This window comes from Schaalia sp. JY-X159 (assembly GCF_014525425.1).
Classification (GTDB): Bacteria; Actinomycetota; Actinomycetes; order Actinomycetales; family Actinomycetaceae; genus Scrofimicrobium.
The window spans coordinates 284,762-307,906 of sequence record NZ_JACEXI010000002.1 but is presented as its reverse complement, the minus strand read 5'-3'; the positions used below and the strand labels follow the sequence as shown (position 1 = coordinate 307,906).

The 23,145-nt window shown below is 58.3% G+C and carries 19 protein-coding genes, 1 tRNA gene and 1 riboswitch; of the genes, 14 read left to right on the top strand and 6 right to left on the bottom strand.

Features of this window, described 5'->3' with window-relative positions; all coding sequences use genetic code 11:
- The first annotated feature begins 165 nt into the window (after positions 1 to 165).
- From IDL90_RS04365 to IDL90_RS04355, 3 genes are all read left to right on the top strand, one after another.
- Complete coding sequence (locus IDL90_RS04365; RefSeq protein WP_187994484.1) at positions 166 to 1,563, top strand: ABC transporter substrate-binding protein; 1,398 nt, start codon at positions 166 to 168, stop codon at positions 1,561 to 1,563.
- Between the two features lie 104 nt (positions 1,564 to 1,667).
- Complete coding sequence (locus IDL90_RS04360; RefSeq protein WP_262509027.1) at positions 1,668 to 2,618, top strand: carbohydrate ABC transporter permease; 951 nt, start codon at positions 1,668 to 1,670, stop codon at positions 2,616 to 2,618.
- Positions 2,615 to 3,565: a carbohydrate ABC transporter permease gene (locus IDL90_RS04355; RefSeq protein ID WP_187994483.1), complete on the top strand. Its 951-nt coding sequence runs from the start codon at positions 2,615 to 2,617 to the stop codon at positions 3,563 to 3,565. Before IDL90_RS04360 ends, IDL90_RS04355 begins: the two co-directional genes overlap by 4 nt.
- A gap of 102 nt (positions 3,566 to 3,667) precedes the next feature.
- Here IDL90_RS04355 and IDL90_RS04350 read toward each other — a convergent pair whose 3' ends face one another.
- Together IDL90_RS04350 and gluQRS are read right to left on the bottom strand one after the other, a co-directional pair.
- A complete protein-coding gene (locus IDL90_RS04350; protein ID WP_187994482.1) occupies positions 3,668 to 4,342 on the bottom strand; it encodes a TetR/AcrR family transcriptional regulator in 675 nt (224 codons plus the stop codon).
- Between the two features lie 216 nt (positions 4,343 to 4,558).
- The gene (gene gluQRS, locus IDL90_RS04345; protein ID WP_187994481.1) at positions 4,559 to 5,485 is read right to left on the bottom strand and encodes a tRNA glutamyl-Q(34) synthetase GluQRS; all 927 of its coding nucleotides are present in this window, start codon (positions 5,483 to 5,485) and stop codon (positions 4,559 to 4,561) included.
- Between the two features lie 141 nt (positions 5,486 to 5,626).
- Positions 5,627 to 5,714: riboswitch (SAM riboswitch) on the top strand.
- Positions 5,715 to 5,718: 4 nt separating this feature from the next.
- Here gluQRS and IDL90_RS04340 point away from each other — a divergent pair.
- The 3 genes from IDL90_RS04340 to IDL90_RS04330 all read left to right on the top strand — a co-directional run bounded on the left by IDL90_RS04340 (position 5,719) and on the right by IDL90_RS04330 (position 8,431).
- Positions 5,719 to 6,708, top strand: a complete 990-nt coding sequence (locus tag IDL90_RS04340) for a methionine ABC transporter ATP-binding protein (RefSeq protein WP_187994480.1) — start codon at positions 5,719 to 5,721, stop codon at positions 6,706 to 6,708.
- A 2-nt stretch (positions 6,709 to 6,710) separates the two neighbouring features.
- Positions 6,711 to 7,445, top strand: coding sequence for a methionine ABC transporter permease (locus IDL90_RS04335; RefSeq protein ID WP_187994479.1), 735 nt, complete (start codon positions 6,711 to 6,713; stop codon positions 7,443 to 7,445).
- Positions 7,446 to 7,567: 122 nt separating this feature from the next.
- Entirely contained in the window at positions 7,568 to 8,431 is an 864-nt protein-coding gene (locus IDL90_RS04330; RefSeq protein ID WP_187994478.1) for a MetQ/NlpA family ABC transporter substrate-binding protein, read from the top strand.
- Between the two features lie 223 nt (positions 8,432 to 8,654).
- On the opposite strand, the gene upp is transcribed toward IDL90_RS04330, so the two are convergent.
- A complete protein-coding gene (upp, locus tag IDL90_RS04325) occupies positions 8,655 to 9,293 on the bottom strand; it encodes a uracil phosphoribosyltransferase (RefSeq protein WP_187994477.1) in 639 nt (212 codons plus the stop codon).
- A 59-nt stretch (positions 9,294 to 9,352) separates the two neighbouring features.
- Between upp and tadA the strand changes: the two genes are divergently transcribed.
- The 4 genes from tadA to IDL90_RS04305 all read left to right on the top strand — a co-directional run bounded on the left by tadA (position 9,353) and on the right by IDL90_RS04305 (position 12,698).
- Positions 9,353 to 9,817, top strand: a complete 465-nt coding sequence (gene tadA, locus IDL90_RS04320) for a tRNA adenosine(34) deaminase TadA (protein ID WP_223175176.1) — start codon at positions 9,353 to 9,355, stop codon at positions 9,815 to 9,817.
- Positions 9,818 to 9,898: 81 nt separating this feature from the next.
- Positions 9,899 to 11,797 (top strand): potassium transporter Kup, encoded by a 1,899-nt coding sequence (locus IDL90_RS04315; protein ID WP_187994475.1) that lies wholly within the window; start codon positions 9,899 to 9,901, stop codon positions 11,795 to 11,797.
- Between the two features lie 124 nt (positions 11,798 to 11,921).
- Positions 11,922 to 12,545 carry a superoxide dismutase gene (locus IDL90_RS04310; RefSeq protein ID WP_182141736.1) on the top strand — a complete coding sequence of 208 codons (624 nt, stop codon included), beginning with the start codon at positions 11,922 to 11,924 and terminating at the stop codon, positions 12,543 to 12,545.
- A gap of 64 nt (positions 12,546 to 12,609) precedes the next feature.
- Positions 12,610 to 12,698: transfer RNA gene (locus tag IDL90_RS04305), tRNA-Ser, on the top strand.
- A gap of 83 nt (positions 12,699 to 12,781) precedes the next feature.
- Here the strand turns inward: IDL90_RS04305 and IDL90_RS04300 are convergent.
- Genes IDL90_RS04300 through IDL90_RS04290 form a run of 3 tightly spaced genes read right to left on the bottom strand, consistent with a single transcriptional unit; the run spans position 12,782 to position 16,617 of the window.
- Positions 12,782 to 15,082: a hypothetical protein gene (locus IDL90_RS04300; RefSeq protein ID WP_187994474.1), complete on the bottom strand. Its 2,301-nt coding sequence runs from the start codon at positions 15,080 to 15,082 to the stop codon at positions 12,782 to 12,784.
- A 5-nt stretch (positions 15,083 to 15,087) separates the two neighbouring features.
- Positions 15,088 to 16,233: a PLP-dependent aspartate aminotransferase family protein gene (locus IDL90_RS04295; RefSeq protein ID WP_187994473.1), complete on the bottom strand. Its 1,146-nt coding sequence runs from the start codon at positions 16,231 to 16,233 to the stop codon at positions 15,088 to 15,090.
- 24 nt (positions 16,234 to 16,257) lie between these two features.
- Positions 16,258 to 16,617: a DUF488 domain-containing protein gene (locus IDL90_RS04290; protein WP_187994472.1), complete on the bottom strand. Its 360-nt coding sequence runs from the start codon at positions 16,615 to 16,617 to the stop codon at positions 16,258 to 16,260.
- A 23-nt stretch (positions 16,618 to 16,640) separates the two neighbouring features.
- On the opposite strand from IDL90_RS04290, the gene IDL90_RS04285 reads away from it, so the two are divergent.
- The 4 genes from IDL90_RS04285 (at position 16,641) to IDL90_RS04270 (ending at position 23,105) form a co-directional block, all read left to right on the top strand.
- Positions 16,641 to 18,347, top strand: a complete 1,707-nt coding sequence (locus tag IDL90_RS04285) for a class I SAM-dependent methyltransferase (protein WP_262509026.1) — start codon at positions 16,641 to 16,643, stop codon at positions 18,345 to 18,347.
- A 131-nt stretch (positions 18,348 to 18,478) separates the two neighbouring features.
- On the top strand, positions 18,479 to 21,244 hold the full coding sequence (gene topA / locus IDL90_RS04280; RefSeq protein WP_187994471.1) for a type I DNA topoisomerase: 2,766 nt from the start codon (positions 18,479 to 18,481) through the stop codon (positions 21,242 to 21,244).
- Between the two features lie 2 nt (positions 21,245 to 21,246).
- On the top strand, positions 21,247 to 21,912 hold the full coding sequence (gene tmk / locus IDL90_RS04275; RefSeq protein WP_182141741.1) for a dTMP kinase: 666 nt from the start codon (positions 21,247 to 21,249) through the stop codon (positions 21,910 to 21,912).
- On the top strand, positions 21,909 to 23,105 hold the full coding sequence (locus IDL90_RS04270) for a DNA polymerase III subunit delta' (protein ID WP_182141742.1): 1,197 nt from the start codon (positions 21,909 to 21,911) through the stop codon (positions 23,103 to 23,105). The genes tmk and IDL90_RS04270 overlap by 4 nt, the downstream gene beginning before the upstream one ends.
- Positions 23,106 to 23,145: the final 40 nt, after the last annotated feature.

Here is a 23,145-nt window from a genome sequence, read left to right as displayed (position 1 = left end):
TGATCAGTGGCCCCGTCGGCGGGTCTGGACGGCCCGTTGCCAAACCGCAACCTTAGGTTTTACGCAAATGGTTGCGCTCCCACGACAAGTTTGGTTTAGTGTTCCTCAGGTCACGCACAATTCTGAAGGCGATGGCTACCTGTACAACGAGGTAACGGAGGAACAATGAAAGTAACAAGTAAGCGCTTTGCAGGCGTTGCGGGAATCGCGGCAGCGTCAGCGCTGGTGCTCTCCGCGTGTAGTGGCGGCGGCGAAATCGGTGGTGACACCGGTGGAGACTCCGAGAGTGGGGATGCCGGTGGTGGGACAGCCGCAGAGGGTTGCGAAGATTTTGAGCAGTACGGAAGCTTCCCCGGAACAACCGTGAGCCTGTTCTCGTCAATTCGTGACTCTGAGGCTGACGACCTTCAGGCCACATTCGACAAGTTCACAGAATGCACGGGCATCACAGTTCAGCACAACGGTGTTGGCGAATTTGAGCAGCAGCTGGTGGTGCAGGTTGAAGGTAACAATGCCCCCGACCTCGCGATCATTCCGCAGCCTGGCCTCCTGAAGCGCATGGTTGCCACCGGCAAGGTGCAGCCCGCTGATGAAGCCACAACTGCCAAGGTTGACGAAGGTTGGTCGCCTGAATGGAAGACGTATGGCACCGTTGACGACACCTTCTACGCTGCTCCGATGCTCGCTTCCGTCAAGTCCTTCGTTTGGTACTCCCCGTCTGCATTTGAAGAGCACGGCTACGAGGTTCCTAAGACTCTCGATGAGATGATGGCGCTTACCGAAAAGATTGCTGCTGACACCGCTGGTGATGGCGCAACCAAGCCATGGTGCGCAGGTATTGAATCCGGTGGTGCTACGGGTTGGCCGGCAACTGACTGGATTGAGGACTTCGTCCTCCGCGTCGCAGGGCCGGATGCCTACGACCAGTGGGTTACCAATGAAATTCCATTCAATGCTCCCGAGATTCTCGAATCCACCAATGCTGTTGGTGACTACCTGCTCAACGACGCCTTCGTAAATGGCGGTATTGGTGACTCCCGCTCGATCGCTACGACCTCCTTCAACGATGGTGGCCTGCCGATCCTCGACAACCAGTGCTACATGTACCGCATGGCTTCCTTCTACGAAGCACAGTGGCCAGAAGGCACGACAGTTGCCCCTGACGGTGACGTGTTTGCCTTCTACCTACCTGCTGAGACCGCGGACGAAGCTCCTCTTCTGGTAGCCGGTGAGTTCGTCGCTCGCTTTGCTGACACCCCGGAAGCCGCAGCAGTTCAGGACTTCATGGCCTCTGGAACATTCGCTAACACCCGTGTTGAACTGGGTGGCGTGACTTCTGCAAACAAGTTCGTTGACCCGGCTTTGGCGTCCTCGGACATCCTGCGTCTTGCAATCGAACTGCTGCAGGATCCGAACTCAGTTGCACGTTTCGACGGTTCTGACATGATGCCTTCCGAGGTTGGCGCAGGTTCCTTCTGGACCGGCACCACCCAGTGGATTGACGGTCAGATCGATGCGGAAACGATGCTAACCAACATCCAGGATTCCTGGCCCAAGGGCTGATCTAGCGACAGTCTTGGTGAAGATAGCGCGGGGTCCGAAGCGGGCCCCGCGCTACAAATCTTAGGAATATGGTGAGCTGGTTACTACATACAAAGGTCGGCCAGATGGTTCTGGCCGTGATCGCGATCATCGCGATCGTTGCGATCCTGCTCCTGATGGCGTCCCTTGCGGATCGCCTCAAGGGTAAGAGCAGAAATGTCGCATCGGTTCTGGTGTTCGTGATCCCCGCATTTTTCCTCCTGGGGATGGGCCTCATTTGGCCCGCAGTCCTCACGACATACAACTCCTTCTTTGATAGAACTTCGACCACTTTCGTCGGCTTTGAAAACTACGGGTGGTTGTTCACAAACTCAGACTCTCAGCGCGCATTCATAAACACTGCGATCTGGGTCCTACTCGTTCCGGTCGTCTCGGTACTTGTCGGGCTGCTCTACGCGCTGCTGATCGATGGCAAGAAGTTTGAAAAGGTCATGAAGTCGCTGCTCTTCATGCCAATGGCAATATCTTTCGTGGGTGCTGGCATCATCTGGCGCTTCATGTACGACTATCGCAGTGCCGGGCAGAATCAGCGAGGACTACTCAATGCAATCATTGTTGCGTTTGGTGGGGAACCCGTGCGCTTCCTGCAGGACAGCCCCCTCAACACACTCTTCTTGATTGTCGTGCTGATTTGGGTCCAGGCTGGTTTCGCCATGGTGCTCCTATCAGCCGCTATCAAGGGCATCCCCATGGAGTTAATCGAAGCGGCGCGACTCGATGGCACGAATGCGTGGCAGATGTTGACCAAAATTACAGTCCCGACAATTCGGCCAACTCTGGTGGTTGTCTACACGACCATTACTATCGCGACACTGAAGGTCTTCGACATTACCCAGACCATGACCGGAGCAAAGTTCCAAACCCAAGTTCTTGCGAACCAAATGTATGACCAGTCATTCACCTTCGGAAATGCCGGTTTGGGCTCTTCGACAGCCGTGATCATCTTTGTCCTTGTTATCCCCATCGTGGTGTTTAACATCCGACAGATGCTGAAGAACAAGGAGGTTCGCGGATGAGCACCATCGCAGAAGTACTGCCGGATGACGATCAGGCACCAGCGAAGCGTCGCGGCAAGAAGACCGATACCGGACACGTAGGTGCCGTGACGTTGGCGAAGAAGTCGTTGAGTAATCGCTTTGCATCTTTGATTGCAGTTCTTATCGCGATCATGTGGACGGTTCCGACCTTAGGTTTGCTCATAACCTCGTTCCGCCCCGAAGCGGATATCAAGTCAACCGGCTGGTGGACATGGTTTGCCAATCCTTCGGTAACCTTGTCAAACTACGAGGCCGTCCTCTTTGGAACTTCGTCTCAGGGCAACCTGCTCAACTACTTGACCAACTCTTTGGTAATCACCATCCCGGCGACAATTGCGCCGCTGGCAATTGCTGTGATGGCTGCCTACGCCTTTTCCTTCATGAAATGGCGAGGGCGTGATTTGGTGTTTGTCATTGTATTTGCAATGCAGATTGTTCCACTCCAAATGGCACTGATTCCTTTGCTGCGGATCTTCAGTTCCACCTTTGGGAACTCCTTCCCGTTCATGTCGATTTGGGTTGCTCATACGGCCTTTGCGCTCCCTCTGGCGATCTTCCTATTGCATAACTTCATGCAGGAGATCCCACGGGAGCTTATTGAGGCCGCCGAGGTCGATGGGGCCGGACATGTGGCTACGTTTACCCGGGTGGTTCTTCCGCTCATGGTGCCAGCCATCGCGTCGTTTGCGATCTTCCAGTTCCTCTGGGTGTGGAATGACCTGCTCGTGGGTTTGACGTTCTCCGGTGGTCAGGAGCTAACGGCTCCGCTTACCGCTCGCCTCCAGTCTCTGGCCGGGTCGCGTGGCCAGGATTGGCATCTCCTTACAGCGGGCGCGTTCATCTCGATGATCATTCCACTCGGGGTGTTCTTCTCCTTGCAGAAGTACTTCGTACGCGGCCTGACTGCGGGGTCTGTCAAGGGCTGACTCTGCGAAGATAGCAGAAGGGCCGACACCTGGTGTAATCCCGGGTGTCGGCCTTTCTGTCCCACCGATCCTTCAGAGCGGCTGGCTAAATCTTGGTAGCTGCTAGTCGGCGCTTGGCTGTTCGTCCTCGCCTACCAGTTCTGGAGTGTCATCCGAAGGAACAACGGTGACCCAGCAAATGTAAAGGGCATGGATGCTCTGCTCGAAAGCCGCCTCAACTTCCTCTTCCGACAAGGGGAGAGCATGGGTGTTCTCTAGCGAAACGTACCCGTGGAGCAGTGCCCACAGTCCCGCCGCCATTTTCTGCGCGTCCATCTCCTTGTCGGGAACTTCGTCGACGATGCGTTGACATAGCGCCAAAAGTGGAGCATGGATGCGTGCCGCAATGTTCTTGGCTTCCGGGTTTATGCGGTCGGTAAGACTGCCGGGGCGCCGCGCCTCTTCCATTGCCTCGAAGGTTCCCGCAAAAGCGAGGGGGTCGGCAGTTGCATGCTTGCGATAGAAGGTAGCGAACTTGATGAGGTCATCCTCTGAGTTTTCGCTCGAGTTGGGATCGTACTGGTCGCCAAACAGTCGATCCAAGTCGCGGATGACAACTTCCGCCATTAGGGCCTCCTTGGACCCAAACAGCGTGTAAACGGCATTTGTTGAGGTCTCAACATTTCTTGTGAGAACTCGCAACGAAACACCGTGGTATCCGTCGACGGTGAGCATCTGGCGCGCTTCTGCAATCAAGCGCTCTCGTAGTGTCTCATCGTAGATTCGGGGACGACCCACGGTGACTCCTTAGGGGTTAGAGAGCAGCGCGTGCTGCTCAGACGGATTTCTGACTATGTAAGCTTCCCCTGTAGGCGCCTCTACCTGCAAGGTTGATCTCTTTGGACGGAATTCGTATGGATACCATCCACATGTCAGACTACGACCAGTTGCACCAAATAACACCCATAGAAAATGTCCCTGCACCTTTGAGCGAGGGTGACTGTACTGGTGGGGCTACTCTTGGGAAACTGTTGCGGGTCTGGTATTTGGGGGTGTGAACGTCCAGGGGTCACCGGTCAGGCGTGCCTGGGCAAAATTATCGAGGAAGTCTGCCGTGCTTCGCACCCCGCCGAGCCCAAGCGATTCCGCAAGCATTTGTACCACATCAGCCGTGCTGAGTTCGGCCTCGTGCAGTTCACTCAGAGTGACCGCACCGTCCCTCTTCGCTAGGCGTCTACCGGTGGGGCCGAGGACGAGGGGGACGTGAACGTAGACGGGTTCGACGCCTCCCAGTTCGTGGGTCAAGTAGGCCTGCAAAGGCGAGGACGCTAGTAGGTCGTCGGCGCGCACGACCTGGTCAATCCCCATCGCGATGTCATCGACAACCGCGGCCAGGTTGTATGCAAAAGCCCCGTCACCGCGTTGGAGGACGGCGCTGTCGGTGGGTCCGGTGAACCGCCCTCGACCCATGTCGGTGACCGTCCAGCTTTCAGAAGTGGGTCGCAACCGCAGGGCTGGCTGCAAGCCGCGGTCTGCCAGTTCGGCCCGGCGTCTACGGGCCTCTCCCTCTGGCAGGCGCAGACACGTTCCAGGGTAGTGTCCAGGCGGTGCGTGAGCCGCAGAGGCTGCCTCGCGGATGTCGCGCCTCGAGCAAAAACACTCAAACACCAGGTCATGTTCCTGCAAAGCATCGATTGCGCTTTGGTAACGGTCCAAGCGCTCACTCTGGACGACAATGTCCCCATCCCAGTCGATTCCGAGCTCCTCAAGGTCATCGATCTGGGACTGGGGGTCGCGGAAGCGCTGCCGGTCAAGGTCCTCAAGACGCAGGTAGAAGTCTCTCCCCGTGGATCTGGCGTAAGCCCACGCAATAAGGGCTGTTCTGAGATTTCCAAGGTGTAAATCACCCGTTGGGGATGGTGCGTAACGGCCCGCATTCATCGCACCCTCCTTCCTTCTACTGGCATTCCTTCACGAGTCTGCTTCAGTCGTTTTCCACAGCGGTGGCAGCCAGCGGTTGCTGTCCACACTCTGGAAGGCAATTTGCCATTGGTCTGTCTGACAACCTTATTATCATTGCAACAACCATCTAGAGCAGCTGAGAGACCTGGCTCGTTGACGCTGCAGCAACCAGCAACACGCGTGGTGCTACCGCCAGGACCGATGGAGGAACCTTGATTGAACTAGTCGATGTCCGAAAGGTCTATGACATCTCCGGTGCGACTTCTGTCGTCGCATTGGACAACGTCACCCTTTCGATTCCGGCCGGTGCAATCCACGGAATTGTTGGTCAGTCTGGTGCGGGCAAATCCACTCTGATTCGCTGCCTCACCGCCCTCGAACGCCCAACAACAGGACAGATTGTCGTCAACGGTATCGACATGACGGCCCTATCGGGACCGGAACTACGGGCAGCACGCCGCAACATTGGCATGGTGTTCCAGACCCCTAACCTTCTTGACTCGCGAACCGCTGCAGCCAATGTTGGGTTTCCTCTCAAGCTTGCCGGTGAGTCGAAAGATAAGGCGGCAACCAGGGTTCAGGAGCTGCTGACAGTCGTCGGCCTGGGGGATCGTGGCAAGTCATATCCCTCACAGTTGTCGGGTGGTCAGCAACAGCGGGTTGGGATCGCACGCGGTATGGCCACCAACCCACCCGTGTTGCTGTGTGACGAACCAACTTCCGCGCTGGATGCGTCCTCGACGAAACAGGTGATGGGACTGCTACAGAAACTCCGTGACGAGTCCGGAGTCACCGTCGTCATCATCACACACGAGATGGAAGTGGTTCGGGATTACTGCGACTCCGTGACACTCTTGGAACACGGACGCGTTGTTCAAAGCGGCCCAATAGCTAAAGTCTTGGAGAGCCCGGACTCTGCGCTGGCAGAAGACCTGGTGCCACGTCCCAATATTGACGGTGTGGAGATCCCCGATGGGAAAGCTCTTCTGGATATTTCTTTCACCTCCAGTCCCGGTGTACCAACCGGGGCCACGGTCCTCAACCTCGTTGCCTCCCTGGGTGCCGACGTCGCAGCGGGCCGATTTGAGTCGATTGGTGAAGTGCAAGTTGGCCGCCTAGCTATTACGGTGCCCGCCTACCACTCAAACGCAATCCGCGGCCAGCTTGAACGCAACGCTATTTTGGTCAGAGAGTGGGTCTGATCATGACGGTCTTCTCGCAACTCTTTGTCTCCACGAGTCAGCTCTCCCTAATCTTTGCGGCCCCCGGTGGGCCCCGCTGGGGAGATAACCCAGCTATTCAGCAGAAGTTCTGGCCAGCGGTTCTCGAAACGCTTCTGATGGTGGGTTGGGGAAGCCTAGTCACCGTCATCCTTGGTCTCCCGCTCGGCCTCCTCCTCGCGTCCAGTTCCCGTTCGGGTCTGAAGCCGAGGGCGGCGCTGAACCAGGGTGTTGGCGTCGTCGTCAACGTGGTGCGTTCATTCCCATTCATGATCCTTCTGATCGCGCTGATCCCTTTCACTCGCCTGCTTGTTGGGAGTTCACTGGGCTGGAAAGCAACTGTCGTCCCCCTGGTGGTAGGCGCTGTACCGTTCTTCGCCAGGTTGGTAGAGACCAACATCAACGCTGTTTCCCCCGGGAAGATCGAGGCCGCACAGATGATGGGTGCGTCCAACATGCGTATTGAGTGGGCGGTGCAGGTCCGTGAGGCTATGCCATCCCTGGTGCAGTCTGTGACTACCCTGTTCATCACTCTGATCGGATACTCCGCGATGGCTGGAGCCGTCGGAGGTGGCGGGCTTGGCGCCCTCGCGATGAACTACGGATACAACCAGTGGCAAGACGACGTCATGATCATCACCGTTGTGGCGATCATCGTCATCGTTCAACTGGTCCAAATGCTCGGCGATATGATCAGCCGGCTGGTGGACCACCGCTGAGGCGCCACCAGCCGGAGTGACCAGATGGTACGAAGCTCTCGGCAGAACCCAGACTAAACATCAGCAACAGACTTTATTGATTCTTCACAGCCCAATCGGGCACAACTAATGGAGGAAATACCATGCGTTCACTACGATACTTTGCAGCAACAGGTGCGGCCGCAGCCCTTGTCCTGGCAGGCTGCTCATCCGGCGGTGGCGACACCACACAATCGACTGAGGCTGAGCAGAACGACGCCGCCACAGAAGCAGCCGAGGGCGGAGACGTCGAGGTTCTGACGGTGGGTGCAAGCCCCAGCCCTCACGGCTCAATCCTCACATTCATCAATGACAACCTGGCGGCCGAGGCTGGACTGCAGTTGAAGATCGTTGAGTTCTCTGACTACATCCAACCCAATGAGGCTCTGAATGCCGGCGAGTTGGACGCCAACTTCTTCCAGACCGTCCCCTACCTTGAGGCGCAGACAGAAGAGCGCGGCTACGACTTTGTCGCGGGCTCCCCGGTTCACATTGAGCCCCTGGGCATCTACTCAGAAACCATCACTGACATCGCGGATGTTCCTGAAGGAGCCAAGGTAGGCATCATCACCGACCCATCAAACCAGGGTCGCGCACTTGAGCTTCTTGCAGCCAACGGCCTCGTCGAACTTCCAGCGGATGGCGCGATCAACGCGACTACGGTGACCCCCCTCAAGGGAATCAGCCTGATCGAGGTTGAGGGACCGTCCCTGGTTCGCAACCTGCAGGATGTTGACATCGCGGTAATCAACGGCAACTTCGCCCTCGAGGGTGGCCTGTCGCCAGCGGATGATGCCCTGGTGGTTGAGGACGGGACCGACAGTCCTTACGCCAACCTCCTTGTGTGGAAGAACGGTACCGAAAAGCTTGACGCCATTGAGAAGCTGAACACCCTGCTCCAGAGCGACGAGGTCGCAGAGTTCATCAAGAGCACCTGGACAGATGGCTCAGTAATCCCAGCCTTCTAGTCGATAGCACAAGTGGGGGAGCGGCTGCTTGCTGCTCCCCCACTTTTTGTCTCAACACGGTCGTTTGCGGGCTCCCACGCCGGCGCCCCGGCGGGGATCTGCGTCTTACGGTGCGGGTTTGGCCACGTTTGACCTTGAATTACACCGTTATCCGAGCCGAACTCGCTCGCTAAGCCGAACGCGCACGCTAAGGCGTAGTCGGCTCGCTAAGGCACAGTCCGGCTTAGTCGACGACCCCGTAAAGCCGGTCACCGGCGTCCCCAAGGCCCGGAACGATATAGGACTTCTCATTCAAACCCAGATCCATCGCACCAGTCACCACGGTGACATCAGCGCGGTCCCCGATCTGCACTTCGATCTCCGCAATCCCTTCAGGCGTTGCCAGAAGGCAGATACAAACGATGCGCTTCGCGTTGTGCTCAACCAGGTACTCGATGGTCGCCACAAGGGTGTGACCGGTCGCCAGCATGGGGTCGAGGACGTACACCTCGCGTCCAGACAGATCGTCGGGCAAGCGCCGAGCATACGTCTCGATTTCTAGCGTGTCCTCATCACGACGCATTCCCAAGAAGCCCACCTCAGCCGTGGGCATCATCGCCGTCATGCCGTCGAGCATGCCGAGTCCCGCGCGCAGAATAGGCACCACAAGAGGACGTGGCTCAGATAGACGAACACCCGTGGTTCGCGCCACGGGTGTCTCAATTTCAACCGGTTCAACAGCAACATCCCGTGTTGCCTCATACGTCAAGAGGGAGACAAGTTCGCCAACAAGGGAGCGGAATGTCGACGAGGGCGTGTTCTTGTCACGAAGAACGGTGAGCTTGTGGTCGACCAGAGGGTGATCAATGACTTGGAGTTCCATGGGTACAGAATATCGTGCTTGCTGACCATCTGGACGCGCGAGGGCGTTATTGTGGCTTCATGGAAACTCAGCGAAGGTGGGAACGGGCTATGAGCCGGGCTTTGCTGCTTGCCAACACTGCCCGCCAAGCAGGGGACGTGCCGGTAGGTGCGGTCGTCCTCGACCAAAACGGCACCACTGTGGGCCGAGGGTGGAACCGCAGAGAGGTGAATCATGACCCAACCGCGCATGCGGAGATCCTCGCCCTTCGCGAAGCTGGTGAGAACCTGGGCACCTGGAACTTGGCTGGCTGCACACTAGTGGTGACCTTAGAGCCGTGCACAATGTGCGCGGGAGCAATAGTCAACAGCCGACTTGACCGTTTGGTGTTTGCTGCTTGGGAACCGGCGACCGGCGCTTGCGGGTCCGTTCGGGACATTGTTCGGGACAACCGGTTGAACCACCGGGTTGAAGTGGTTTCCGGGGTCATGCAAGCCGAGGCCGAAGTGCAGCTACGTGCCTTCTTTGAGGGTCTGCGCCGCTGACTATCAACCGTGATGCACTGTACAAAAATCCATGCGTTTTGGGACTAGTCGCGGGGGCCGTGTGGTGACAGTATTCACCTCATGCTTCGCGATAATCGCGCGGGCGCATTAGCGCCGCTTGTAGTTGGGGCCATTGGCGTAGTCTTTGGCGACATTGGGACTTCCCCGCTCTATACACTTCGCGCCGTCCTCACCCACGATGGCGGCGACTTTGCCCCGTCTGCGGTTCTCGGGGTTATCTCAATGATCATTTGGTGCCTGATCATCATTGTCACCTTCACCTATGTGGGTTTGATTCTCAAGGCCAATAACCAGGGCGAGGGCGGAATCCTTGCGCTCGCAGCCCTGATAACCAGGAAGACCAAGAAGGTCGGCCGACTGGCGTTTGTTGTCACCACAATTGCGATCGTCGGCGCATCATTGTTCCTGGGTGATGCCATGATTACGCCTGCCATATCGGTTCTCAGTGCGGCCGAAGGCCTTTCGGTAATCAACCCGGATCTTGCGCACCTGGTGGTGCCGATCTCTCTGATTGTTTTGACCACACTATTTGCCTTCCAAAAGAAGGGCACGGCAGGCATTGGTAGCGCATTTGGTCCGGTAATGGTGACGTGGTTCCTAGTCCTTGCTGCACTCGGTCTGCCATGGATTCTCCGGGAGCCTGGAATTCTTGCCGCCTTGAGCCCAACTTATGCGGTTGCATTCGCTATGGAGAGGCCCGCGATCGCATTCTTTGCACTGGGGGCGTGCGTCCTCGCCATCACGGGAGCCGAGGCCCTCTATGCGGACCTTGGGCATTTCGGACGAAAACCCATAGCGCTGGCGTGGATCGCCTTGGCGTTACCGGCATTACTCCTCAACTACCTGGGGCAGGGGGCTCTGTTGCTCGTCAACCCTGCAGCAGTGAGAAGTCCACTCTATGAACTGGCCCCGAAATGGGCGCTTGTTCCCGTGGTCCTTCTTGCCACGTTAGCAACGGTAATTGCCTCTCAGGCGGTAATTACGGGAGCATTCTCGATCGTGCGGCAGGCGATTCATATGAACCTCTTGCCACGCATGAGGATCGTGCAGACCTCGCGTTCCAGTGGGGGACAGGTGTATCTTCCCGCGGTCAATGGAATCCTCTTTGTTGGTGTGTTCGCGCTAGTCGCGGCTTTTGGTTCGTCGGAGCGGCTCGCATCTGCCTACGGACTGGCTGTGACTGGAACGCTCCTGCTTGAACTATCCCTATTCCTCATCTTTGCGCGGACGGTGTGGAAGTGGTCCCTGGCTCGAGTCAGTACCATGGCCGTCCTCGTCGGTGGGTTGGAGTTGACCATATTCCTTGCCAACACCTCAAAAATCCTTTCCGGCGGCTGGATTCCCCTGGCTATTTCCGCCCTCGTCGCCCTCTTCACATTCACGTGGGCAAGGGGCGCCAAGATCATGTTTGGCAGGCGTCACGAAATGGAGGGCCCGTTGCGGCCCTACATCGCAAGTCTGCGCCGCAAGAACATCCAGCGCGTTCCAGGCGTAGCAGTCTATCCACACGCGAGCCTCACTACCGTCCCCCTGGCATTGCGTTCCAGTGTTGCCTTCTCTCATGTCCTCCACGAACACGTCATCATCATGGTGGTGAAGCGGCTGGGCGTGCCCACCGTTGAGGAGTGCGATCGTGTTGCAGTTGATGACCTGGGGAGCATTGATGATGGAATCGTCCGGGTTGAGTACCGTGTTGGGTTCAACGACTCACAGAATTTGCCGAGGGCGTTGGAGTTGGCTCTTCATAGGAGTCCTGAGCTGGAGTTTGATGCGGAACAGGCAACCTATGTTCTTTCGGTCTTCCGGATCGAGCCGGCGGACAAGGGGGACCGGCAGCAGTGGCCCAGGTGGCAGCGGCAGCTGTTTCGGAGGATGGAAAAGACTTCGCACAACAGGACGCGGGCATTCCACCTCCCGCCTGATAGGACAATCGTCATCGGGGCAGAGGTGAAGGCGTGAGTGGCGTTTCCCCCACAGCGTAGCCCTCAGACGTAGGACTACTGGCCCATGCCGGTGTGAGGCGATAGGTTTAAGGGAGCCGGGCCGCCGGCATCGACCGGCGCGGGATCTACTAGGAGGAAGCATGGCTGTTTACGTACTACCAGAACTTGACTACCCATATGACGCCCTCGAACCGCATATTTCTGCGGAAATCATGGAGCTGCACCACTCAAAGCATCACCAGGCTTACGTCGATGGTGCCAACGCTGCGCTAGCCTCGCTCGAAGCCGCACGTGAGGCCGGGGACATGGCTGCGGTGAACCTGTATGAGAAGAACTTGGCATTCCATCTCGGCGGGCACTCCAACCACTCCGTGTTCTGGAAGAACATGTCACCAAATGGCGGCGGGGAGCCCACAGGTGCACTTGCGAGCGCGATTGATGACAGCTTCGGGTCTCTGGAGAGCTTCAAGAAGCAGTTCACCGCTGCTGCTATGGGCCTGCAGGGTTCGGGATGGGCCGTTCTTGCCTACGACACCATTTCGGGTCGTTTGGTGACATTCCAGCTCTACGACCAGCAGGGCAATGTGCCCGTCGGCACGGTTCCGCTCCTGATGCTGGACATGTGGGAGCACGCCTTCTACCTGGATTACAAGAACGTCAAGGCGAAGTACGTTGATGCCTGGTGGAATGTTGTTAACTGGGACGACGTGGCGCGCCGCTTTGAGGCGGCCAAGGAGAACTACGGGAGTCTGCTTGTCGGCTAGCAGCTGAGGCGGTACTCCCCCAATTTCCCTGTCGCCCGTTAGCGTTGTAGACTTTCGATCGCCTGGAGACGTGTCCGAGCGGCCGAAGGTGCAACACTCGAAATGTTGTGTGGTTAATAGCCACCGTGGGTTCAAATCCCACCGTCTCCGCCAGTTGAAAGACGCTGGAACCCCGGTTAGAGAAATCTGACCGGGGTTTCTTGCTATCTGCTTCCGGGCCGGTGGAGGGGTTCCCGTTAGACGATCAGCCTGCTTCCTTGCGGACTGACGATGGTCCCTGCGGAGCCTGATGACGGGGGCAGCAGGCGGATAACGACACGTCCGCTGGTGGACTGGTCCAGCACTCGAACGGATTCGTCGATAAAGCTCGGCGGCGGCGCCGCCGGTACTGGGACATCGGAACTGTCATCAAGCAAGACAACGTCGACCCCGCGTCGGCGGGCATCACTTGCGGCAGAGAGAATCGGCGTACCGACAAAAGATAGTGCGCGAATCCCATCGCGGAGCTCTGCCTCAAGGAGTCGTGCTTCCTGGCGCACTTCGGTTGTGAGTTCACAACCAAGCGCCACAGGGTTGATAAGAGGAACCGCGCGCCGAGCAATAGATTCCAGTGAAGTGGCGACACGGGAGCGAATTTCTTCTTGAAGTAAGCGTTCCTGGGTAATACGGCTGGCCGCTTCATCTTCTGCTGTCAGGTCATAGACCACATCCGTGGTCCACCACACAATGAGAGACCAAAACAGCAGTGCCAGTGCGGGGACCAGTAGCATTGATCCAACTTTGAGCACAGGCATGCCTTCACCTAGGCCCCACACCAGAGTCGTTACGGCCAGGCTGCCAAGCATCAGCCAGGCAACGCCCATGCGGCCCCGAGAGATAAACCCACATGCCAGCAGAGCTCCAAGGACCAGCGTCCAGGCTTCAACTCCCGGCCAAAGCGGGTCGCTAAGAGAAAGAAGAACCGCAAGGTTCCCCATTGCAATAATGGCGATAACTCCGGCCACTACCCATGGCCTCGCCGCGCCCACGCCCGCTTGGTGACGAAGGAGAGCGAAGTTCACGCTTGCATAGGCCACCAGGGCAAGTGCCGATGGCAAGACCGAAGAAAACGAATCGCTCAAGAGCCAAATGTTGATGCAGTAGCTGATCAAAACTCCAGTTGACACGGCAAACCCCACCCGCGAGACCATGGCTCCGTCCAGTCCCGTCACCCAGTGCTTGCGCGACTCTTCTGAGAACGACTCGTTCGCAGGGGTTGTGGCACGTGGCCACATGAGCATCACGGTTGTTCCAACGCCGAGTTCCGTACGTACGTCAGCAGCTCCGCCGATCTCTTCAAGTCGGGTGCGGATTCCGTGTTCGAGGCCGAAGCGTCCTCGGCTTGTTACGTCGTCCCATTCGAAGCCGCCACCATTGTCGACAATGCGGACGTGCAGCGCACAATCAACAATCTTGAACGTGGCAACGACGGCCAGTTGGTGGCCCCGGGGTGGGTTCCCGTGACGCAGCGAATTACCAACCGCCTCGGATGCTGCCGAAAAAAGGGAGCTGGAGGCGCCATCAAGATGGAATGATCTCACGTCCTCGTCCCCACAGACAGACACCTCCGGGAAGGCGGACTGAATCGCTTGGATCAAATCCCCGACATCGTGAAGAGGCTTCTCAGAGACCCGGCCCGTCAGCACAGTTGACGCTTCTGCGGCCGCCTGCTGCAGGAGTGGCGAGTTCTCGGGGTGCCCTGCAATAGCAGACAGAACCGACAGGACGTGGTCGTGGACAAACTCATTGGCCCGTCGACGCGCGGTTGTCACCGCTCGTTCGGCGATCAACTCCTGTTCGTTGCGACGATGTTCGCCCTGAACTTCATCGAGGTCTTCAGCAAGAGAGATCAACCATGAGTTTCCGAGCAGCAGAAGGATGCTGAGGGAAGCCATGGCAATCGTCGCAGCCATGCCACTGCCTGTAAGTGGGGACCCAAAGCGCAAGGGAAGTGTCAGAAGGAGGATCAGGTACGCGGCCCAGAGGGCCACCTGAACCCGTAGTGAACGAAATATTGTCAGGCCCTGTGCGGTAGCAGCGATCGAGTAGGGGATAGTAAGCACCAGCAGGTTGAAAAGAGGGGCTTGCCCATCCCCGGTCGGCGTTGCACTTCCACTCTGAGGTGAGAAAATGAGGAGCGATGCATAGGTGATGATGGCGCCCAGAGAAGAGACTCTCCATAGAATCGCGCAAGCTCGTCTGATCACGGGAGTGCGTGCCCGTAACGTGGCGTTCTTCAGATCTTCCGCGTGGCAGCCGATCAGAAGCTCGATGGTTCCGCAGACACCACCGATGAGGGGCAAGATGAACATCATTAGTGTCACTAGGGGCCTTCCCCAAAGGTAACGCCACACGGCGTCAGTGCTCAGGGTGAGGCTGAGAAGCAGTGCGCCGACTACTGCTGCGGACCCGGCGATTGCTGTCAGAGTTAGGACGTAGCGTTCAAATCTGCCCTTTGCTCTGCGTGGGGCGAAGAAGTCTTTTGCTGTGTGCAACACACCCCCTAGCGGGCTTGGCTCGCTTCAAGCGCCTGGGTGACATCTTCCCAAATGTCGTCCACGTCCTCAATGCCGATACTGAGACGTACCAGGGACTCGGGAACCCTGTCGGGTTCGGAGGGGTGACGCCTGCGCCTCTCCGCAAGGGATTCGACGCCGCCCAGGCTGGTGGCAGGCACGATCAACTCTAGAGCTTCTACAAAGTGGTCTGCGCGTTGGGGTCCGCCCTCGAGCTCAATGGAGATGATGGCGCCGAATCCAGACAGCTGGTCTTTCGCGCGCTGATGGTTGGGATCAGATGGCAATCCCGGGTAACGAACCCGCGTGATGTCTTCATGATCTAAGAGGCGGCGTGCCAGAATCCCTGCCGACTCTTCAGATCTGTCCAGTCGAATTGCTAAGGTTCGTAGTCCTCGCAGGGTCAGCCACGCTTCAAACTGGCCCGGAATGCCACCGCGAAGGCTCCGTCGGGCGTGAAGGGTCTTCCTCAACTCGGGGTCTTTGGTGACAGTGAGTCCCAAGATTACGTCCGAGTGTCCAGCGATGAACTTGGTTGCGGAATGGACAACGATATCCGCGCCAACACGTAGTGGCTGCTGGCGTAGGGGAGTGCTGAACGTATTGTCAACTGCGACAAGCAGCCCCCGGTCGTGAGCCGCCGCAATCAAGGTGGGAAGTTCCGCTATCTCGAGGAGGGGGTTCGAGGGCGACTCAATCCAAAACAGGTAGGCGCCATCCATGGCTGCGATGGTTGCTTCTGTGTCGATCGGATCAACTTCACGCAGCTGTAGCTTTCCATCTGCGGAAAGGGCTCGGGCTAGGGCGATTGTTCCGTTGTAGGAGGCGGTGGGAATGACGAGGACGCCACCGCCTGGAACCAAATCGAAGACTGCGGATACTGCGGCGAGCCCCGATGCATAAGCCAGACCCGCTGTCGGCGAACCCTCCAACTGTCCGATAGCGTCCTCAAGCGGTTCCCACGCTGCATTTGAGAAACGTGCGTAGACCCGATTCTCCGCTGTCACGTACCCGCTTCCGACAAACGTGGAGGACATAGCGATGGGAGGATTCACGGCTGCGCCGTCCACGCGGGGAGGACGTCCTAGAGAAACGACTCTGGTTGCTGATTTGCTGGAGGAGAAGGTGCTCATGTCTCGAGGCTACCCGCCCTTGCGTCAGGAGGTGAGGACGTTCTGCAGTACGGCGGCCTCAGAGATATCGGCGGCCTTCGAGGCTGTGAGGAGGGTTAGTGGTCCCTTTTTTGCCAATTGCTTGAGTTGGGCGAGCTCGTCGGACTGGGGTGACTCTTTCAGCTCGCTCTTGTACTTGCTGGTGAACTCCTCGAACTTGGCCGGATCGTGGTCGTACCATTTCCGCAGCTCGGTCGAGGGCGCCACGTCCTTCGCCCACAGGGTCAGGTTGGCTCTCTCCTTGCTTATGCCGCGCGGCCACAGACGGTCAACCAGGACTCGCGCGCCGTCCGAAGGTGATGGCTCCTCATAGATACGCTTCACTTGAACGTGGACACCGCTCATGGCCGACCCCTAACTCACGCGATATGACACGCGTCATACCTAGCGTAACCCTCAGGTTCGCGATTGACGAGGTCGGAGTTGGCTCCAGAAATGTCGGAGGGCTGTGGCAGGGTGGACCCAAGGTAGAAATGGAGGAAGCGATGGGACAGTTGAACATGGAGCCGGTACTCATGGCCGCATTGCGCAGCGATCTCTTAGCGGCGGATTGGACCGTTGACGTTGTGGAAGGGCTGCTGTCCCCCATGGCGCTGGCAGCGATGGATAGGGACCAGCTTGTGCCGGCAGCCCTTGAGATGCGCAATCAGACCTCACCGGCAGCGGTGTTGACGATGGTTTTCGTCCTCGCGCAACCAGTGAGAGCAGGTTCTTTCGCCTACGCCATGCCCACTCTTGGAGTTGACGGCGCGGTATCCCTGGGGATTATCACAACCGAGGGTCGTGAAGGTGAGGTGTGGTGCAACGCGGTTTTGGACCTGCGACCCCATACCGCCGCGATCCCCGTCGGGGGTGTTACAGAACGCCACCAATGGTGGGTGGCATCAGACCTCTCACAGGCCCAAACGGGCCGCCCCCCACGGGAGGACTATGTGCTTGGGATAGCGTCGGCCTCAACGAACCTCTTGCGACTGACGATGCGGGACCCGGTGGCGTCTGCCCTTGATATGGGGTGTGGGTGCGGAATTCTTACCCTATACCTTTCCACTCATGCGCAGAAGGTTGTGGCCACGGACATCTCAGAGCGGGCGTGCAACTTCACGCGTTTCAATGCTGCATTGAATCAGGTGGATATTGATGTTCGGCAAGGGTCACTTTTTGATCCCGTTGTCGGCCAATCTTTCGATCTGATCACCTCAAATCCACCTTTCGTAATCACACCGGAAGCGGTGCGGACGCGGACAAATCTTGAGTACCGCGATGGGGGAATGGTTCGGGACAACTTGATTCCGCTCATCATTGAACAGGCAGTGGCTCACCTGGCACCTGGTGGGTGCTTACAAATGTTGGCCAACTGGGAGGTGGGCAGTGACACGAAGTGGTGGCAACGAAGACCAACCAGGTGGGTAGAGGATGCCACCGCAACCCTTGTAGCAGACGGTGTGGAGGTAGACGCCTGGGTGGTTCAACGCGATCTGGTTGATGTTGCCCAGTATGCGGAGTGGTGGATGCGTGACCAGTGGGGGGACAACGTAGAGAGGGGTGTGTGGAACGCAGAGTACGCGGAGTGGATCCGTGACTTTGCCAAGGCGGGTACCGAGTATGTTGGGCTCGGATTCATCGCCGTGCGGTTACGGAGAAGAAAAGATGACGTAGAGATGGTTAGCGGGGACCTTACGGTAGTGGCGGAATATCTACCAGAAGGTGAACCTGCGAATGGGAACGCCGTGAAGACTGCTCTCAACAATCTTCGTACCCCGCGGGACTGGAAGAATGCGACCTTTCTGCGCCGAAGTGACGTCAGGGAGGCGCGCTACTATGTTCCGGGCCAGCCCGATCCGGAGTTGGTGAGGATCACGCAGGGCTGTCCCGGCGGTCGGGATCGGTCCGTCAGTTCGGTCGTTGCAGCACTCGTTGGTGTCTCAGATGGGGAGCTAACCCCGGCCCAGGTCATTCCTGCGATCGCCGCACTCCTCGGACGGGAAGAGAGTGAAGTGTCGCTAGAACTTGAGGAAGCAGTGCCTGAACTCCTGCGCTCCGGCGTTCTGGAAGAGGCTCCGTCCCCAGAACACTGAGCTGGGAAGTATCCACATGTCGGTGGGCGCGCTTGACCTAGCTGGGTACCACCGTTATATGGTCAGCTCTGATAGCTATCAAAACCAAATGTGCCGGGCACTGCTCAGCAGGAAGTCTAGGGAAGCAAAAATTGAAGCTTGTAATCGTAGAGTCACCGGCTAAGGCCCAGACGATTCGCGGATACCTGGGGGACGACTACCAGGTGGAAGCATCGGTTGGTCATGTCCGTGACCTTCCCACGCCCTCGGCGCTCCCAAAGACCATGAAGAATGGCCCCTACTCGAAGTTCGCCGTTGATGTAGAGGGCGGGTTTAAGCCCTATTACCAGGTGCACACCGACAAGAAGAAGAGGGTGGCCGAGCTTCGCAAGGCCCTCAAAGATGCAGACGAACTCTATCTGGCGACTGATGAGGACCGCGAGGGTGAGGCCATCGCCTGGCACCTCTATGAAGTGCTCAAGCCCAAGGTTCCCGTGAAACGGATGGTGTTCCACGAAATCACCAAGGACGCGATCCAGGGGGCTCTGGCCAACACCCGTGACATTGACCGCGACCTAGTAGACGCCCAAGAGACCCGGCGTGTCCTTGACAGGCTCTTCGGATACGAGGTGTCGCCGGTCTTATGGCGTAAGGTTGCCCCTTCGCTGTCAGCCGGTCGCGTGCAATCGGTTGCCACCAGGCTGGTTGTCGATCGGGAACAAGAGCGAATGGCTCATGTCAGTGCCGAATACTGGTCGCTTGCCGCCACGGTGATTCCCACGGACGCCCAGGGCGATGCGGACCGGTCGTTTGCGGTCAAGGTCAACACGCTCGATGGTGCTCCCATTGCGGGCGGGGCGGATTTTGGCCCAGACGGGAAGCTGACCGACAAGGCCGCCACAGCGGGAACAATAGTTCTGGATTCTCCGGTCGCTCAGGGTGTCGCCGCCGCAATGAATGACGCGCGCGGAACTGTGTCAGCGGTGACGCAGAAGCCCTATCGCAGGCGCCCCGCAGCACCCTTCACGACCTCGACCCTCCAGCAGGACGCATCCAGGAAGCTGAAGTGGAATGCCTCAACCACCATGCGCGTCGCCCAAACGTTGTACGAGGGCGGGTATATCACGTACATGCGAACTGACTCCACGAACCTGTCGGGCCAGGCGCTCTCAGCCGCGCGCAAAGTTGCGGTAGACAGGTACGGAGCTGCCAGTGTCCCTGAAAAGCCACGTTTCTATGCGAAAAAGCAGAAGGGTGCTCAGGAGGCACATGAGGCAATCCGTCCATCAGGTGACCACTTCCGCTCCCCGGAATCCCTCACGGGAGCACTTTCCGCCCAGCAGGTTGCACTTTATCGGCTGATCTTCCAGCGCACTGTTGCCTCGCAGATGGTTGATGCAGTTGGTTTTACCGCCACGGTAAAGGTTGATATTGACCTGACCGACTCTGCCGCTGGGTTTAGCGTTGCGTCGGCCTCCACATCGGGCACCGTAATCACGGATCCGGGCTTCCAGCAGCTGTACCGGGAGAGCAAGGATAAGAGCGCCGCCAGTTCAAAATCTGGCGGGAAGGTTGAGGAACAGGATCTTCCCCAGGTTGCAGAAGGGGATGGCGTCACCGTTGCAGAAGTCGCTGCTGAAGACCATCACACGACTCCCCCCGGGCGCTACACGGAAGCGACCCTGGTCAAAGCCATGGAGGACTTGGGGATTGGCCGTCCCTCGACATATGCGGCAACAATCCAGACAATCGGCGACCGTGGGTACATAACCCACCGCGGCCAATACCTGGTCCCCACCTGGCTGGCCTTCTCGGTGACCAGGTTGCTTGTAGAGAACCTTGCGGAGCTTGTTGACTATCAGTTCACCGCCGCCATGGAGGCCGACCTCGACCGAATAGCTGCCGGCGAAGCAAAAGGTACAGAGTGGCTGCATGACTTCTACTTCGGCCTGGTTGAAGCGCAGGCAAGGGATGCAGAGGAACAGGCGGAGAAGTCGGAGAACCCGGTTGCCACCTACGGATTGAAGCACACTGTTGAGAACTTGGGAGAGATTGATGCTCGCCGCGTGAACTCCGTGGATGTCGCTCCCGGGGTGGTTTTGCGCAGTGGAAGGTACGGGCCCTACCTTCAGCACGAGGACGGGCGGCGCTGTTCAGTTCCCCCCACCGTCGCTCCGGATGAAATGACTCCGCAGCTGGCAGAAGAACTCTTGCTGGCCGCTGCCTCTGACGGGCGTGAGCTTGGCGTGCATCCGCAGACCGGTCACATGCTGGTCGTCAAGAATGGCCGGTTTGGACCCTACATCACCGAAGTGTTGCCCGAGGTCGAAGGCGAGACGGCAAAGGCAGCGAAATCCAAGACTGCTGTAAAGCCCAAGACAGCCAGCCTGTTCTCTTCAATGGACATCGCAACTGTGACACTCGAAGACGCCCTCAAGCTGATGTCACTTCCGCGTGAAGTCGGCAAAGATCCTGAGACAAGCGAGGTCATCACGGCCCAGAGCGGCCCCTATGGCCCCTACCTGAAGAGAGGACGCGATACGCGGCCACTTCCAAGTGAAGAGGCGCTGCTGACGGTCACCTTGGAAGAGGCGTTGCAGCTGTATGCACAGCCCAAGACCCGACGTGGGGCTGGTGCAGTAAAGACCGCGCTGCGTGAGTTCGGCGCAGATCCGGTGACAGGACGCCCCGTTGTGGTTAAGGACGGAAGATTCGGTCCGTATGTGACTGACGGACAAACAAACGCCACGGTGCCGCGCTCGGAGACGGTTGAGGGACTGACCGAAGAGCGCGCATACACGCTGCTTGCTGACCGCCGTGACAAGGCGCCAGCTCCGAAGAAAACACCCGCGCGGAAAACGACTGCACGTAAGGCTCCGGCTCGTAAGACCACGGCGCGCAAGTCATCAGGAAAGTAGTCGTGAATCTTGACGCGCTAGCCGAACTCCTCAAGAGCCGGGAGGGCACCGGCCTTTTCATCTCGTTTGAGGGCGGTGATGGATGTGGAAAGTCAACCCAGGTCCGGATGCTCGCTGAGGCGTTGGAGAAGCGCGGCGTTGATGTTCTTGCATCCCGGGAACCCGGTGGGACGACGCTTGGTCAACAACTGCGCAACCACATTCAGCACGGGCCAGATGATGTTGACCCACGTACTGAGGCGCTGTTGTATGCGGCAGATCGCGCCTACCATGCGGCGACTCTGCTCCGTCCCGCACTTGCCAGGGGTGCCACGATCCTGGAGGACCGCTACATAGACTCTTCTGTTGCCTACCAGGGTGCGGCGCGCGACCTAGGTGCTGAAGAGATTCGCTCGCTGTCACAATGGGCTACGGAAGGGCTTGAGCCCGATGTGACCCTGCTGTTTGATATTGATTCCACCCGGGGCTTGGCGCGTGTAGCAGCCACCGGTGAGAGCCTGGACCGCCTAGAGCGGGCGGGAAGCCAGTTTCACGCCCGGGTCCGCGAAGAGTATCTACGGATTGCAGCCCAGTTCCCGGAACGTTTCATTGTTATTGACGCTGCTGCGCCGATAGAAACGGTATTCGAGGACGTCGTGGACTCACTTTTGGGGAGGCTGGAACGGTGACTGTCTGGGAGACGATGATCGGACAGCTGGCAGCGGTGTCCACTTTGACCCGAGCCGCCGCCGAGGGACGAGGGGTGGTCAGTGGTGAAGTCTCCGTCCAGCGGGTTCTCTCCCACGCGTGGCTCATCACGGGTCCCCCGGGATCGGGACGCTCCATCGCAGCCAAATGCTTGGCGGCGAGCCTGCAGTGCACGGGTGAGCCGGTTGGGTGTGGTCAGTGCGAAGGGTGTCGCACAACCATGGCTGGAAACAATGCTGACGTGCGGGTCTACGCAACGGATGCGTCAAATTACGCCCTCCGTGTTGTCAAGGATGTGTGGTTGGAGCACGCCTATCGAGCCCCCGAGCATGGTCGCTGGCGGGTGACAATCATCGAGGATGCCGACCGTCTTCGGGAAGACAGCTCGAATGCGCTGCTTAAGGCGATAGAGGAGCCTCCGGAACGTGGCATCTGGATCCTCTGCGCGCCAACGCCCGGTGAAGTCCTGCGTACTATCCGCTCCCGGTGCCGCGAACTTGCCCTGCGCACCCCCGATGTGGCGGAGGTTGCCAAATATCTTGTGGAAACGGACGCAGTCTCACTTGAGGATGCCACTAGAGCCGCAACGATCGCCCAGTCTCATGTGGGCTTTGCAAGAGGCATCCTCAGAAACCCTGCTCTAAGAGATGACTTCCGCTCTGTTTTCTCCCTTCCCCTGCACGCAAAAACTTCGGGTCAGGCTGTTTTGATTGCCGGCCGCATGCATGATGCCCTGAAGGAAATAGCCAAGCAACGCACCGAGCAGGCTGATGCCCGGGCACGAAAAGAGTTGTTTGAGGTCTTGGGGCTCACCGAGGGGCGCCCGGTTCCCCCGGCCCTACGCAAGCAGGTCAAAGAACTGGAAGAAGATGAGACGCGTCGCGCCCGCCGCGCCCTCGCCGACGCCATTGACCGCGCGCTCACAGACTTGCTGGGTTTCTACAGGGATGTTCTGAACTTGCAGTTGGGGGCGGGAACAGGACTGGTCAACGTTGACATGGTCAGTCAGATTGAAGATGTTGCTGCATCCAGCACGGCTGAAACGACCATGGAGCGGGTGGGTGCTATCGAGTTGGCAAGGTCCCGCAACCAGAGCACGGCCGCACCGCTTTTGCTTTTGGAAGCCATGGTTATCACGCTTGCGAACCCCGTAGAGACCAGGCCTGAAGTGTGAGGGTTGTCTTGGCAATCGAGGGCGCGGCAGCGCCAATACA